This is a genomic window from Streptomyces mayteni (genome assembly GCF_054783955.1).
Genome location: NZ_BAAGPR010000007.1, coordinates 1 through 13,516, shown reverse-complemented (window position 1 = coordinate 13,516; position 13,516 = coordinate 1). Strand labels below are relative to the sequence as shown.

Annotated in this window: 12 protein-coding genes; 8 read left to right on the top strand and 4 right to left on the bottom strand. The window is 74.8% G+C overall.

Translation table 11 applies throughout. The features are described 5' to 3' along the window. The first annotated feature begins 168 nt into the window (after positions 1 to 168). On the top strand, positions 169 to 1,362 hold the full coding sequence (locus ACYVPE_RS05240; protein WP_461032308.1) for a cation:proton antiporter: 1,194 nt from the start codon (positions 169 to 171) through the stop codon (positions 1,360 to 1,362). A gap of 71 nt (positions 1,363 to 1,433) precedes the next feature. Here the strand turns inward: ACYVPE_RS05240 and ACYVPE_RS05235 are convergent, their stop codons facing one another. The 3 genes from ACYVPE_RS05235 to ACYVPE_RS05225 form a co-directional block, all read right to left on the bottom strand. Beyond that, positions 1,434 to 2,126 carry a gamma-glutamyl-gamma-aminobutyrate hydrolase family protein gene (locus ACYVPE_RS05235; RefSeq protein WP_461032199.1) on the bottom strand — a complete coding sequence of 231 codons (693 nt, stop codon included), beginning with the start codon at positions 2,124 to 2,126 and terminating at the stop codon, positions 1,434 to 1,436. Positions 2,127 to 2,140: 14 nt separating this feature from the next. Next, positions 2,141 to 3,607, bottom strand: a complete 1,467-nt coding sequence (gene eat, locus ACYVPE_RS05230) for an ethanolamine permease (RefSeq protein WP_461032198.1) — start codon at positions 3,605 to 3,607, stop codon at positions 2,141 to 2,143. Between the two features lie 162 nt (positions 3,608 to 3,769). Further along, positions 3,770 to 4,519, bottom strand: coding sequence for a FadR/GntR family transcriptional regulator (locus tag ACYVPE_RS05225; RefSeq protein WP_461032197.1), 750 nt, complete (start codon positions 4,517 to 4,519; stop codon positions 3,770 to 3,772). 74 nt (positions 4,520 to 4,593) lie between these two features. Between ACYVPE_RS05225 and ACYVPE_RS05220 the strand changes: the two genes are divergently transcribed. The 6 genes from ACYVPE_RS05220 (at position 4,594) to mycP (ending at position 11,827) form a co-directional block, all read left to right on the top strand. Next, positions 4,594 to 5,967: a glutamine synthetase family protein gene (locus ACYVPE_RS05220; RefSeq protein ID WP_461032196.1), complete on the top strand. Its 1,374-nt coding sequence runs from the start codon at positions 4,594 to 4,596 to the stop codon at positions 5,965 to 5,967. Positions 5,968 to 6,046: 79 nt separating this feature from the next. Then, positions 6,047 to 7,423, top strand: a complete 1,377-nt coding sequence (locus tag ACYVPE_RS05215) for an aldehyde dehydrogenase family protein (RefSeq protein ID WP_461032195.1) — start codon at positions 6,047 to 6,049, stop codon at positions 7,421 to 7,423. Between the two features lie 276 nt (positions 7,424 to 7,699). Further along, positions 7,700 to 8,485 (top strand): 3-oxoacyl-ACP reductase, encoded by a 786-nt coding sequence (locus ACYVPE_RS05210; protein WP_461032194.1) that lies wholly within the window; start codon positions 7,700 to 7,702, stop codon positions 8,483 to 8,485. Between the two features lie 85 nt (positions 8,486 to 8,570). Further along, positions 8,571 to 9,539, top strand: a complete 969-nt coding sequence (locus ACYVPE_RS05205) for a DUF2510 domain-containing protein (protein ID WP_461032193.1) — start codon at positions 8,571 to 8,573, stop codon at positions 9,537 to 9,539. Positions 9,540 to 9,605: 66 nt separating this feature from the next. Then, complete coding sequence (locus tag ACYVPE_RS05200; RefSeq protein ID WP_461032192.1) at positions 9,606 to 10,568, top strand: hypothetical protein; 963 nt, start codon at positions 9,606 to 9,608, stop codon at positions 10,566 to 10,568. After that, on the top strand, positions 10,565 to 11,827 hold the full coding sequence (gene mycP / locus ACYVPE_RS05195; protein WP_461032191.1) for a type VII secretion-associated serine protease mycosin: 1,263 nt from the start codon (positions 10,565 to 10,567) through the stop codon (positions 11,825 to 11,827). The genes ACYVPE_RS05200 and mycP overlap by 4 nt, the downstream gene beginning before the upstream one ends. Here the strand turns inward: mycP and ACYVPE_RS05190 are convergent. Then, positions 11,769 to 12,761 (bottom strand): serine hydrolase, encoded by a 993-nt coding sequence (locus tag ACYVPE_RS05190; protein ID WP_461032190.1) that lies wholly within the window; start codon positions 12,759 to 12,761, stop codon positions 11,769 to 11,771. The two genes, mycP and ACYVPE_RS05190, sit on opposite strands and share 59 nt — an antisense overlap. Before the next feature lie 246 nt (positions 12,762 to 13,007). On the opposite strand from ACYVPE_RS05190, the gene ACYVPE_RS05185 reads away from it, so the two are divergent. Further along, on the top strand, positions 13,008 to 13,516 hold a 509-nt coding region (locus ACYVPE_RS05185; protein WP_461032189.1), incomplete at its 3' end, for an SseB family protein.

The window sequence follows — 13,516 nt, the reverse complement described above, 5'->3', positions numbered from 1 at the left end:
GACGGTTTCTTTACGCCCTCTCGACGCTCAGATGACCGAGCCGTCCGGACGCCCCAGGAGGAAACATCCGCTCGCTGACGCCCGCCCGACCCGGCCCCCGTTCGCTCCTGTCCCCCAGCTCCACTCGGCGCGGGTGATCACATGGGACACGCTGACACCCTGCTCGCCATGGGCGGCGCCTTCGTGGCCGCCGCCATCCTCGCCCGCCTCGGCAGCCGGATAGGACTGCCCACGATTCCCCTGTTCATCCTGGCCGGGATACTCCTCGGCCCCAACACCCCGGGCTTCGTGCTGCTCGACGATCCGCACGACCTGGAGATGCTGTCCGCGCTCGGCCTGGTGCTGCTGCTGTTCTACCTGGGTCTCGAGTTCCACATGGACGACCTCAAGACCGGCGGCCGCAAGATGGCCGTGGCCGGCTGCACCTATCTGGCGCTGAACGTCGGCGCCGGCCTGGGCTTCGGCTTCGCGCTCGGCTGGGGCACCTCCGAGGCGCTGGTGCTCGCCGGCGTGCTCGGCATCTCGTCCTCCGCCATCGTGACCAAGATCCTCGTCGACCTCGGACGCATCGGCAATCCGGAGACCAAGCCGATCCTCGGCATCATCGTGGTCGAGGACATCTTCCTCGCCCTCTACCTGGCGGCCCTGCAACCGGTGATCTCCGGGGCCGACGACCTCGGCGCCATGGCCGTCGACATCGGCAAGGCGTTCGGCTTCCTGTTGGCGCTGGCCGTCGCGGCCCGCTGGGGCACCGGCCTGATCGGCAAGCTGTTCGCGATCAAGGACAACGAGCTGCTGGTCATCTCGTTCCTCGGCGCGGCCGTCCTGATCTCCGGCATCGCCGAGACCTTCGGCGTGGCCGACGCCATCGCCGCCTTCATGGTCGGCCTGATCCTGGGCAACACCACCTCGGGCGACCGGATCCGGGATCTGGTGCACCCGCTGCGCGACGCCTTCGCGGCGATCTTCTTCTTCGGCTTCGGCCTGTCGATCGCCCCCGGCGACCTGCCCATCGTCATCTGGCCGGTGCTGATCGCCATCGTGATCACCGTCTCGATGAACCTGCTGGCCGGCGTGGTCACGGCCCGGATCTACGGCTTCGGCCCGCAACCGGCGTCCAACGTGGCCACCACGCTGCTGGCGCGCGGCGAGTTCGCGTTGATCCTGGCCACCATGGCGGCCGCGGCCGGCCTCGACTCGCGGCTCTCGCCGTTCATCGCCGGCTACGTGCTGATCCTGGCCGTCGTCGCGCCACTGGTCGCCGGCCGCTCGCACTGGTTCGTCCGGGTCATGCCGGGCGGCAAGGCGCAGCTCGCCGCGGCCGCGGCGGCCGAGCGCGAACCGGCGGCGTCCCACCGCTAGCGTTCGCCGGGCCGTGGGCCGTGGGACGCGCCACCGGCGCATCCCACGGCCCACGGCCGTTCGCGGCCGGCTCAGCCCTCGGCGGCGGCGACCAGCGCGCGGAGCAGACGGGGGTCGTCGGCCGCCTCCGGATGCCACTGGACGGCCAGCACGAACGCCGCGGAGGCGGGCAGCTCGAGCGCCTCGACCGTGCCGTCGGCGGCGCGCGCGGTGGCCGTGAGACCGGTGCCGAGATCGGCCACCGACTGGTGGTGGTGGGTGGGTACCGCGAGCGGCGCGGGGGAGAGGACGGCGGCCAGCCGGCTGCCCGGCACCGGCGTGACCTCGTGGTCGACGAAGGTGCCAGGCCGGCCCTGGTGTCCTGCCACGTGCTGGTTGAGCGTCCCACCGAGCGCCACGTTGAGCAGCTGCATGCCCCGGCAGATCCCCAGCAGCGGCAGACCGGCGGCCAGCGCCGCCTCGATCAGCGCCAGCTCCCACGCGTCCCGCTCGGGCGCCGGCGGTCCGGTGCGCGGGTCGCGGGTGGCCCCGAAGCGGGCCGGATCCACGTCGGGTCCGCCGGAGATCACCAGCCCGTCGAGGCGGGCGACCGCGGTGGCCGCCGCCTCCGGCGCGCCGTCCGGCGGCAGCAGGACGGCGAGGCCGCCCGCCCGCTGCGTCTGCCGGTGGTAGCCGGCCGGCAGCAGCGCCGCCGGCGTCTCCCACACCCCCCACCGCGCCCGGTCCTCCAGATAGCTGCTGATCCCGATCAGCGGCAGCGCCATCGCGCCGACTCCCTTCAGTCCCGGGTCAGTTCGGCCTCGGCCGCGGCCAGGGCCGCGAACTCCTCCTCCGGCGCCGCGGCCACCAGGCGATGCCGACTGTAGAAGGCGAAGTACGCCGCCGCCACCGCGTACACGCCGAGCGCGATGAACGCCGCGTCCCGGTCCACCAGGAACGTCGCGACCAGCGCCGCCAGCGCCAGCACGAACGCGATCCCCGAGGTCAGCACGCCGCCGGGGGTGCGGTAGGGCCGGTGCAGCGCCGGCTCGCGGCGCCGCAGCACGATGTGCGAGAGCGTCATCAGGGCGTACGAGATCGTCGCGCCGAAGACCGCCACGTTCAGCATCCGCGCCCCGTCACCGGTCGCGGCGGCGAGCGCGAAGCCCAGCGCGCCGGGGATCAGCAGGCCCAGGTAGGGCGACCTGCGCCGGCTGGTCAGCGAGAGGAAGCGCGGCAGGTAGCCGGCCCTGGAGAGCGCGAACAGCTGCCGGGAGCCCGCGTAGACCAGGGAGAAGAAGGACGCCACCAGGCCGGCCAGGCCCGCGTAGTTCACGAAGCGGCTCAGGGCCGTCGTCTCGCCGTCCGGTTCGAGCGCCGCCACCAGAGGGTTGCCGGCCTCCATCACCGCCGCCGAGCCCCGCGCCCCGGTGGCGGCCACGAAGGTCAGCAGGGCGAGCACCAGCAGGACGCCGATCGCCCAGGCCATCGCCCTCGGCAGGGTGCGCGCCGGGTCCCTGGTCTCCTCGGCGGCCAGCGGCACCCCCTCCACCCCGAGGAAGAACCACATGCCGAACGGGAACGCCGCCCAGATGCCGAGCAGCCCGAACGGCAGCCAGGAGCTCGCGCCGAACGCCCCGGCGTCCACCGGGATGTCGTCGAGCGAGCCCGGGCTGAAGTCGGCCAGCGCCCCGACCACGAAGACCAGCAGCGCGGCCACCGCGATCGCCGTCACCGTCAGGCTGAACCGCAGTGCCTCGCCCACGCCCCACAGGTGGATGGCCAGGAACACCACGAAACAGCCCAGGTAGACCGGCCAGCTCGACTCCAGCCCGAACAGGTCGAGGGACTCCACGTAGTCGCCGATGAAGATCGCGATCGCGGCCGGCGCCAGCACGAACTCGATCAGGATCGCCGTGCCGGTCAGGAACCCGCCCCAGGGACCGAGCGCCCGCCGCGCGAAGCCGTAGCCGCCGCCGGCCGTCGGCAGCACGGCGGCCAGCTCGGCCAGCGCGAACACCATGCAGGTGTACATGATCCCCATCAGCGCCGCGGCGATGGCCAGGCCGCCGAAACCGCCCTCGGCCAGGCCGAAGTTCCAGCCCGCGTAGTCGCCGGAGACCACGTAGGCGACGCCGAGGCCGGTCAGCAGCAGCGGCCCGGCGCTGCCGGTGCGCAGCGCCCGGCGGCGCAGATAGGCGTCCTCCGCGGCGGACGGCTCGGCGCCGGACGACGGTGCGGTGCCTGGCTCGGTCTGCTCGGTCATGGGCCGCTCCTGACGCGCCGCCCGCGAGGGGCACGAATGGTTTGGGCGCATACCTTTGCGGGTGGAGCGCGCGCCGCGCAACCCCCCGTGCGTAAAAGGGCTGTTACGGCCGAGCCGGCGGTCGGGGCGGGGAAGCGGCGGGGAAGCGGCGGGGGAGCGGCGTCAGGCCAGGAAGCCGCGGAGCAGCGCCGCCGTCCCCGCGCAGTGCTCGCGCATCATCTCCCGCGCCCCGTCCGCGTCCCCCTCGCACACCGCCGCCACCAGCGCCACGTGCTGGGCCTGCGAGTGCCCCAGGTTGCGGACCAGCAGCGGGATGCAGTCCAGCAGATCGTTCACCGTGGCCCGCACCGCCGCGTACTGGGCGGCCAGCGAGGGGGAGCCGGACAGCTCGGCCAGCGTCAGGTGCAGCGCGGTGTCCATCCGCCGGTAGTCGGCCGGCGCCGCCTCATCGGTGGCGGCGAGCGCCGCCCGCAGCCGGGCCGCGCCTTCGGCGTCCGGCGGCCCGGCGGCGCACAGCCCCGCCGCGCCGACGCCCGGCACCGCGCGCAGCCGCAGCGCGTCCTCCAGGTCCACGTCCGCGATCCGCCGCCGCAGCTCGGCCCGCCCGGCGTCGCCGGCGGGCGGCGGCCGCCGGCAGACGAAGGTGCCGCCGTACCTGCCGCGCCGGCTCTCCACCAGACCCTCGTCCTGCAGCACCTTCAGCACCTCGCGCAGCGTCACCCGGCTCACCCCGAGCCGGGACGCCAACTCGCGCTCCGCGGGCAGCCGTTCGCCGGCCGGCACCAGGCCGAGCCTGAGCACCTGGAGTATCTGCTCAAGCGCCTCCTCGAAGCCGTTGCCGGCGCGCACCGGCCGCAGCACCGCCGTCAACCGTTCGGCGCCGCCGCCCCGGCCGCCGACCTCGTCGTCCATCGGACCTACTTCCCAATCAATGGTCTGCGCCGCTACCTTATGGCCCCCGACGGAAACGACAGGAGGCCGTAGCCGTGTGGGATCGCACACCACCGCTGTCCATCGAGGAACTGCGGGGCCTGGTCGACCTCGGCGAGCTCGACACCGTCGTCCTCGCCTTCACCGACATGCAGGGCCGCCTCCAGGGCAAGCGGTTCGCCGCCAGGTTCTTCCTCGACGAGGTCTGGCGGAACGGCAGCGAGGGCTGCGACTACCTGCTCGCCGTGGACACCGACATGAACACCGTCGACGGCTACGCCATGTCCTCCTGGGCGCGCGGCTACGGCGACTTCGCCATGCGCGGCGACCCCGACACCCTCCGCCGGGTGCCCTGGCACCCGGGCACCGCCATGATCACCGCCGACCTCGCCTGGCACGACGGCAGCCCGGTCGCCCCCTCCCCGCGGCAGATCCTGCGCCGCCAGCTCGACCGGCTCGCCGACCGCGGCTGGACCGGACACGCCGGCACCGAGCTGGAGTTCCTGCTCTTCAAGGACAGCTACGAGCGGGCCTGGGACGCGGGCTACCGGGGCCTCACCCCGGCCAACCAGTACAACGTCGACTACTCGGTGCTCGGCACCGGCCGCGTCGAGCCGCTGCTGCGCCGGATCCGCAACGAGATGGCCGGCGCCGGGCTCGTCGTCGAGTCCGCCAAGGGCGAGTGCAACCTCGGCCAGCACGAGATCGCCTTCCGATACGCCGACGCGCTCACCACCTGCGACCAGCACGCCGTCTACAAGACCGGCGCCAAGGAGATCGCCGCCCAGGAGGGCGTCGCCCTGACCTTCATGGCCAAGTACGACGAGCGCGAGGGCAACTCCTGCCACATCCACTTCTCGCTGCGCGACGCCGAGGGCCGCCCGGTCTTCGCGGCCGCCGACGCCCGCGAGCCACACGGCATGTCGCCGACCATGCGGGGGTTCCTCGCCGGCCAACTCGCCACGCTGCGCGAGTTCTCGCTGTTCTACGCGCCCAACATCAACTCCTACAAGCGCTTCCGGGCCGGCTCCTTCGCCCCCACCGCCGTCGCCTGGGGTGTGGACAACCGCACCTGCGCGCTCCGCGTCGTCGGCCACGGCCCCTCGCTGCGGATGGAGAACCGGCTCCCCGGCGGCGACGTCAACCCCTACCTCGCCGTCGCCGCGATGATCGCGGCCGGCCTGCACGGCGTCGAGCAGGGCCTCGAACTCCCAGAACCCTGCGACGGCAACGCCTACACAGGCGACGCCCAGCTGGTGCCGGCCACGCTGCGCGACGCAGCGGCGCTCTGGCGCGACAGCGCCGTCGCCCGCGCCGCCTTCGGCGACGAGGTGGTCGAGCACTACCTCCACATGGCGCGGGTCGAGCAGGACGCCTACGACGGCGCCGTCACCGACTGGGAACGGTTCCGCTCCTTCGAACGCCTCTGATCCCCGACCCCGACCCCGCCCCGTCGCACCACCGCACACCCGCACACCCGCACACCCGTAACGAGGAGCGAGCCGCACCGTGCAGACCACGCCGTCGGCGCACGAGATCGTCAACCCGGCGACCGAGGAGACCATCGCCACCATCCCCGTCACCACCCCGGCCGAGGTGGCCGCGGCCGTGCGCCGGGCGGCCGCCGCCCAGACCGGCTGGGCCGCGGCCGCCCCGGGCGACCGGGCCAGGCTGCTGCGCCGGTTCGCCGCCGAGGTGGACGCGGCCCGGGAGGAACTGGCCGGGATCGAGGTCCGCGAGGCCGGCCACCCGATCGGCAACGCCCGCTGGGAGGCGGGCAACGTCCGCGACCTGCTCGACTACGCCGCCGGCGGCGTCGAGCGGCTGACCGGCCGGCAGATCCCGGTGGCCGGCGGCCTCGACGTCACCTTCCACGAACCGCTCGGCGTCGTCGGCGTGATCACCCCCTGGAACTTCCCGATGCCCATCGCCGCCTGGGGCGCCGCGCCCGCGCTCGCCGCCGGCAACGCCGTGCTGCTCAAGCCCGCCGAGACCACCCCGCTCACCGCGCTGCGGCTCGCCGAACTCGCCCTGGCCGCCGGCCTGCCCGAGGGCCTCTTCCAGGTGCTGCCAGGCGACGGCCCGGGCACCGGGGAGGCCCTGGTCACCCACCCGGGGGTCGCCAAGATCGTGTTCACCGGCTCCACCGCCACCGGCAGGCGGGTCATGACCCACTGCGCCGCCGCCGTCAAGCGGGTCACCCTCGAACTCGGCGGCAAGAGCCCCAACATCGTCTTCGCCGACGCCGACCTGGAGCGCGCCGCCGCCAGCGCGCCCGGCTCGTTCCTCGACAACACCGGCCAGGACTGCTGCGCCCGCAGCCGCATCCTGGTGCAACGCCCCGCCTACGACCGCTTCCTGGCCCTCCTCGAACCCGCCGTACAGGCCGTCGTCGTGGGCGACCCGGCCGACGAGGACACCGCCGTCGGCCCGCTGATCTCGGCCGCCCAGTGGGAGCGGGTCCGCTCCTACGTGCCCGAGGACGCGCCGGCCGCGATCCGCGGCCGCGCCCCGGCGGGCCCCGGGTTCTGGTACCCCGCCACGGTCCTCGAAGCCCACCAGGCCGGCGAGCGCGCCGCCGTCGAGGAGATCTTCGGACCGGTCGCCGTCGTCACCCCCTTCGACGACGAGGACGAGGCCGTCCGGCTCGCCAACGCCACCGACTACGGCCTCTCCGGATCGATCTGGACCCGCGACCTCGGCCGGGCGCTGCGCGTCTCCCGCGGTGTCGCCGCCGGCAACCTCTCGGTCAACTCGCACAGCAGCGTGCGCTACGCCACCCCCTTCGGCGGCTTCAAGCAGTCGGGGCTCGGCCGCGAGCTCGGGCCCGACGCGCTGGCCGCGTTCACCGAGACCAAGAACGTCTTCCTCGCCTCGGACGCCTAGGGCCTGTCTTTTGGATCTTCGTGGATCAGGCCTTGGCTCCCCCAGGCCTGGCGGCCTTGGAGGTACCCCCAGATGCGGTGCATCGCAAGGCGCCCCACGCGGCGGAGCCGCACATCGACCGCAGCGCAGCTCATACTTGGCCGTATTCGCGCGATTCGGTAACGCAGCGAGGTGCCGTAGCTGGCGTCGCGGCCCCACGAAGATCCGGAAGACAGGCCCTAGCCCCGTCCTGCCGTCCGACGACCGGATCCACCACCACGACCCAAGGGACCCGCAGTGACCCAGACCCCAGCGACCCCCCGCCGGCTGGTCGGCCGCACCGCCGTCATCACCGGAGCCGCCAGCGGCATCGGCCTCGCCACCGCCCGCCGGTTCGCCGCCGAGGGCGCCACCGTGGTCCTGGCCGACATCGACGCGGAACGCGGCGAGGCCGCCGCCGCCGAGACCGGCGGCCGCTACGTGCACGCCGACGTCACCGAAGCCGAGCAGGTCGAGGCGCTCTTCCAGACCACCGTGGACGCCTACGGCGCCGTCGACATCGCGTTCAACAACGCCGGCGTCTCGCCCCCCGACGACGACTCCATCCTCACCACGGAACTCGACGTCTGGCGCCGGGTCCAGGAGGTCAACCTCACCTCCGTCTACCTGTGCTGCAAGGCCGTCATCCCGCACATGCGCCGGCAGGGGCGCGGCTCCGTCATCAACACCGCCTCCTTCGTCGCCGTGATGGGCGCCGCCACCTCCCAGATCAGCTACACCGCGTCCAAGGGCGGCGTGCTCGCCATGTCCCGCGAGCTCGGCGTGCAGTTCGCCCGCGAGGGCATCCGGGTCAACGCGCTCTGCCCAGGCCCCGTCAACACCCCGCTGCTGAAGGAGCTGTTCGCCAAGGATCCGGAGCGCGCCGCGCGCCGCCTCGTGCACGTGCCGACGGGCCGGTTCGCGGAGCCCGAGGAGATCGCCGCCGCCGTCGCGTTCCTCGCCAGCGACGACGCCTCCTTCGTCAACGCCGCCGAGTTCCTGGTGGACGGCGGTATTTCGGGCGCCTATGTGACCCCGCTCTGACCCCCCGCCACCGCCGGGTCGGGCGTTCGAGCGGCGACGCACGGTGGCCCCGTGGGCCAAGCTGTGGCAAGTTCACTCCGTGAGCATGACGACGCCTCCCGGCTGGTACCGGGATCCGGCCCAGACCGAGGGCGGGCCCACCATGGAGCGGTGGTGGGACGGCTCGACCTGGACCGGCGGCACCCGCCCCGCCGGCGGCGAGCCGCCGACCACGCCGCCCAACCCGACCCCCGGCTACGGCTATCCGACCGTCTCCGCACCGCTCGTGCCCCCGCCCCCCGCCCACCAGCCGCCGCGGCCCGAGGGTCGGGGCGGCCGCCTCGCCATGCTGATCGGCGGCGCGCTGCTCCTCACCGGCCTGCTCGTCGCGGGGCTGCTGCTCTCCGGCGGCGCCTCGGACGACGAGGCGCGGCCCGGCCAGGCCCGCTCCGACGAACCACCCCAACGGGACGGCGAGGGCGGCGAGGACGACGACGGCGGTGACGGCGGTGACGGTGGGGACGGCGGCGACGGCGAAAGCGGCGCCGGGCCCGGCTTCACCCGGGCCCAGGCCGGCGGGGTCGCCCTGCCGGTGCCCGAGGGCTGGGAGGAGGGGCAGACGGAGGGCGGCGTCTCGGTGACCACCAGCGGCGGCTACCCCTGCCCCCTCGCCCCCGACCTCGACTGCGTGGACGCCGGCGTCTTCCTGATCGGCGTGCCCGACGTCTCAGGCGTCACCCCGGAACAGTTGGCGCTCGGCGACATCGCGGGCAACGAGCGGGACTCCTACGGACCCGACTCCTACGGCGGGATCACCGACTCCCGGGAGGAGATCTCCGAGCCGGTCACCGTCGCCGGACAGGAGGGCTACCGGGTCCGCACCCGCGTCACCACCGAGGTCGGCACCGAGGCGTACGTCGAGTCCGTGGCCTTCCGCGCCCCGGACGGCTCGGACACCCTGCTGCTGCTCAGGATCGGCGGCGACATCGGGCCCGACGCCCCCGAGCCGGACGTTCTCGACCGGTTCGTCCAGGACGCCAGGGCGGTCGCGGCCGGGCCAGGTACCGAAGTCTGAGCCGACGACCGTAAAGTGACCACGACACGCGTGACCAGCGGCGCTGGTGGGCCGGGGAGAGGGTGGATGAACACGGAGCAGGGTCCCCGGCGCATCCCCACCCCGCCCCCGGCGTCCCCCGCCCCACCCCGGCCGGCCACCCCACCGCGCCCCGCGACCCCGCCGCCCCCTGCGGCGCCACCACCGCCCAGGAGCGCACCACCCGGGGCAACGCCCCCGCCCCGCCCGGCCGTCGCCGACTCGCCCGCCACCCTCGACCTGCGCGGCATCATCGCCCGCCGCGCCTCGAGCCGGGTCGTCGCCGCGGTCGCCTGCCTGGTGCTCGGCGCCGGGCTGCTCGGCGGCGCGGCCGCCGGCGCCTGGCTCACCGGCGGCGAGGAACAGGCGGCCAGGACCGCCTTCGACAACGCCCGCGAACTCTGGCGCGACAGGCCGGTCGACGAGCTGTTCCCCGCCGAGATCGACGGCGCCGGCGCGGGCCCCGGCGGCGCCGACCGCCGCTGGATACGCGTGGCCGTCGCCCCCGACGGCGCCTGCGCCGACGCCCTCGACCCGCTGCTCGCCGAGGTGTTGTCCGGCATCGGCTGCCACCGGCTGGTGCGCGCCACCTACACCGACGAGACCCAGAGCACCGTCACCACCGTCGGCCTGCTGTTCGCCGATGCCGACTCCGCCGGGATGGACGCCCTCGCCGGCCGCTTCGCCGACGAGGAACTCGCCGCCCGCGGCGACCTGTTGCCCAAACCCTTCGCCGCCCCCGGCACCCCCGCGGACGACTTCGGGGACGCCCAGCGGGCCTCCTGGTCCGTCCGCGTCCTGACCGAACTCCCCGTCGTCGTCTACTCCGTGAGCGGCTTCGCCGACGGCCGCCCGATCTCCGATCCGGAACCGGCCGCCGAGGCCACGGCGGACGGCCAGGACTCCACCATCGCCCTCGCGGGGCTCGGCCACGACGCGGCGGGCATCGCCGACCGGATCGAGGCCGGGCTGCGCGAGTCCGCCGAGTCCCTCACCCAGGAGACGCGATGACGACCCAGGCCCGCCGGCTCGCGGCCCTCGCCCTCGCGCTCGGCACCGTGCTCGCCGCCCCGCTGCTGCCGGGCGCCGCGCCGGCCGCCCGCGCCGACTCCATCCGCGACCAGCAGCAGTGGGCGCTCGACGCCGTGAACGCCCCGGAGGCGTGGGAGTCCACCCGCGGTGACGGCATCACCGTCGCCGTCCTGGACACCGGCGTCGACGCCGACCACCCGGACCTGGTCGGCGCCGTGGGCGACGGGGTCGACCTCGTCGGCATGGGCGCCGGCCCCGGCGACCCCACCTGGGCGGCGCACGGCACCGCCATGGCCGGCATCATCGCCGGCCGCGGCCACGGCGCCGGCCGGGGGAGCGGGGTGATCGGCGTCGCGCCGCAGGCCACCATCCTGCCCGTGCGGGTGCTCCTGGAGGACGACGACCCGCAGCGCGAGGAGGCCCGCGAGGCCCGCGCCGGCGCCCTCGCCGAGGGCATCCGCTGGGCCGTCGACCAGGGCGCCGACGTCATCAACCTCTCCCTCGGCGACGACAGCGAGTCCGCCCACCCCGACCCCGAGGAGGACGCGGCCGTCCGCTACGCGCTCGACAAGGGCGCCGTCGTCGTCGCCTCGGCCGGCAACGGCGGCGAGCGCGGCGACCCCGTCTCCTATCCGGCCGGCTACCCGGGCGTGATCGCCGTCGCCGCCGTCGACCGCACCGGCGGCCCCGCCGAGTTCTCCACCAGGCGCTGGTACGCCACGCTCAGCGCGCCGGGCAAGGACGTCATAGTGGCCGACCCGGACGGCCGCTACTACGCGGGCTGGGGCACCTCGGCCGCCGCCGCCTTCGTCTCCGGCTCCGTGGCGCTGATGCTCGCCGCCAACCCGGAACTGACGCCGGCCCAGGTCAGGCGGGTGCTGGTCGAGACCGCCCAACAGCCACCCGAGGGCGGGCGCAACGACGCCGTCGGCGCCGGCCTCGTCGACGCGGCCGCCGCGATCGAGGCGGGGGCGTCCCTGACGCGCCGGGAGCTCGCGCCCGCGTCGGGGCCCTACGAGGGCGAGTATTTCGGCCCCGGGCCGCGCGAGGTGGACGACGGGGCGGGCGGCGCCGCCTGGCTGGCCCCGGTGTCCGGGGCGCTCGGCGTGATCCTGCTCGGCGTGGCGGGCGCGCTCGGCGGCGTGGCCGGCCGGCTGCGCACGCTGCTCGACCGCCGGCTCAGGCGATCGGGCCCAGCCTTCGGGCCGCGTTCAGGTTGGCCCCCGGATCCGTCGTGACCGCCTCGACCGCGGCCCGGGCCGCGGCCTCCACCATGGCTATGCCGTCCTCGAAGGCGGCGTGCCCGTCCGAGACGACCGCGACCAGGTAGGACGTGCCACCCGAGGTCACCCGGCCGATGCTGTTGACGTCCCACAACTCCGTCTGGGAGCGTGGCAGCCAGCCGTTCTTCAGCTCGAAGCCGCCGTCCGCGGCGGCCGATATCCCCCACTGCTGCTCGGGGACGACGGCGGCCATCAACTCCCTCAGGTAGCCCTGGGATTCGTCGGTGAGCGGGGAGTTCACCCCGTACACGGCCCGCAGCAGGGTCAGTTGGTCGGCGCTGGTGGTCTGGGTCAGCCCCCAGTGGCCTCCCGCGCCCCCCTCGGTCGCGTCCAGGCCCAGGCGCCGGTTGGCGGCGTCGAAGCCGCTCATGCCGCCTATCGTCCGCCACAGCTCGTCGGCCGCGTCGTTGTCGCTCTGCTGGATCATCACCGCGGCCTGGGCGCGTTCGGACGCGGTCAACTCCCGCCCTTCGTCCTGCGCCTGGAGCAGCAGCGCCGCGAGGATGTTCACCTTGACGATGCTCGCGGTGTCGAACCGGCCGGTGCCGAAGCTGGCCGTGAGCCCGGTGTCCTCGGCCAGCACCACGACGGAGAGCCGGGTGCGGTGGTCGGCGAGCAGCGGTGCCAGGGACTCGGCGAGCGCGGCGTTCGGGGCGGACGGCGCCAGCGCGTGCGGCGAGGCGCCCGAGGTGGCCCGGGGCCAGGGGGTGGCGTTCGCGGCGTCGAGCGCGTCGTCCGCCGGCCGGTCGGCGGCGCCGAGCACCGCGTCGGCCGCGTCGCGCACGGAGTCGCTGGCCACCGTGCCGGCGAGCAGCGAGGTGGCGAGGGCGGCGTTCACGACCAGGGCAGGCCGGATCCGCCGTGCTACCGGACCGGGGATCAGGCTCATGACTCCGCACCGTATCCCGCACAGGTGCCCGAGTCACCGCCTCCCGCATGAAGAACGCGTAACGGGACGTGACGGCGATCACTCCGCGAGACCGACGGGCGCTCTATCACGCCCCGCCGCCACGCGTGGGCGACGACCGAGCGTGTCGCGGAACATGCCCCGGAAGAGGGGCGCCCGGACGGCTGGCGCCACCCCCTGCGGGACCCGCCGGCCCGCCCTCGGGAGGCGCCGCCTAACCTCGTCGCCGTGGCCCAGAAGAACATCCCGCAGCCCGCCTTCGCCGACGACGACGGCACCGCCGCCCCCGAGCTCAGGTCCGCGCTCGACGCCTGGGCGAGCGACCCGGCCGCCGAACCGCGGCTGGTGACCGCGCTCGCCGACGCCCGGCTGCTGGTGCCCGTCGTCGCCGTGCTCGGCGAGGCCGAGACCGGACCCGAAGGGCTGCGCCGCGAGAAGAGCAGCGAGATGGCCGTCCTCACCCTGGAACTGCCCAACGGCCGGCGCGCGCTTCCGGTGTTCACGGCCGTCGAGACCATGGCCCGCTGGCGCCCCGACGCCCGCCCGGTCGCCGTGACCACCGCCCAGGCGCTGCGCGCCGCCGTCCAGGAGAACGCCGGCGCCCTGGTCGTCGACGTGGCGGGACCGGTCGGCTACGAACTCTCGGGGCCCGCGCTGCGCGCCGGCGCCGCCGGCGGTGACCCCGCCGCCGCCCCGGCCGTCGCCGACGCCGTCCGCGCCGTGCTCGCCACCGAGCC

Coding starts and splice junctions, on each gene's coding strand:
- ACYVPE_RS05190 (WP_461032190.1), bottom strand. CDS start 12,761: ATGAGCCTGATCCCCGGTCCGGTAGCACGGCGGATCCGGCCTGCCCTG.
- ACYVPE_RS05240 (WP_461032308.1), top strand. CDS start 169: ATGGGCGGCGCCTTCGTGGCCGCCGCCATCCTCGCCCGCCTCGGCAGC.
- ACYVPE_RS05235 (WP_461032199.1), bottom strand. CDS start 2,126: ATGGCGCTGCCGCTGATCGGGATCAGCAGCTATCTGGAGGACCGGGCG.
- ACYVPE_RS05205 (WP_461032193.1), top strand. CDS start 8,571: ATGACGACGCCTCCCGGCTGGTACCGGGATCCGGCCCAGACCGAGGGC.
- ACYVPE_RS05200 (WP_461032192.1), top strand. CDS start 9,606: ATGAACACGGAGCAGGGTCCCCGGCGCATCCCCACCCCGCCCCCGGCG.
- eat (WP_461032198.1), bottom strand. CDS start 3,607: ATGACCGAGCAGACCGAGCCAGGCACCGCACCGTCGTCCGGCGCCGAG.
- mycP (WP_461032191.1), top strand. CDS start 10,565: ATGACGACCCAGGCCCGCCGGCTCGCGGCCCTCGCCCTCGCGCTCGGC.
- ACYVPE_RS05225 (WP_461032197.1), bottom strand. CDS start 4,519: ATGGACGACGAGGTCGGCGGCCGGGGCGGCGGCGCCGAACGGTTGACG.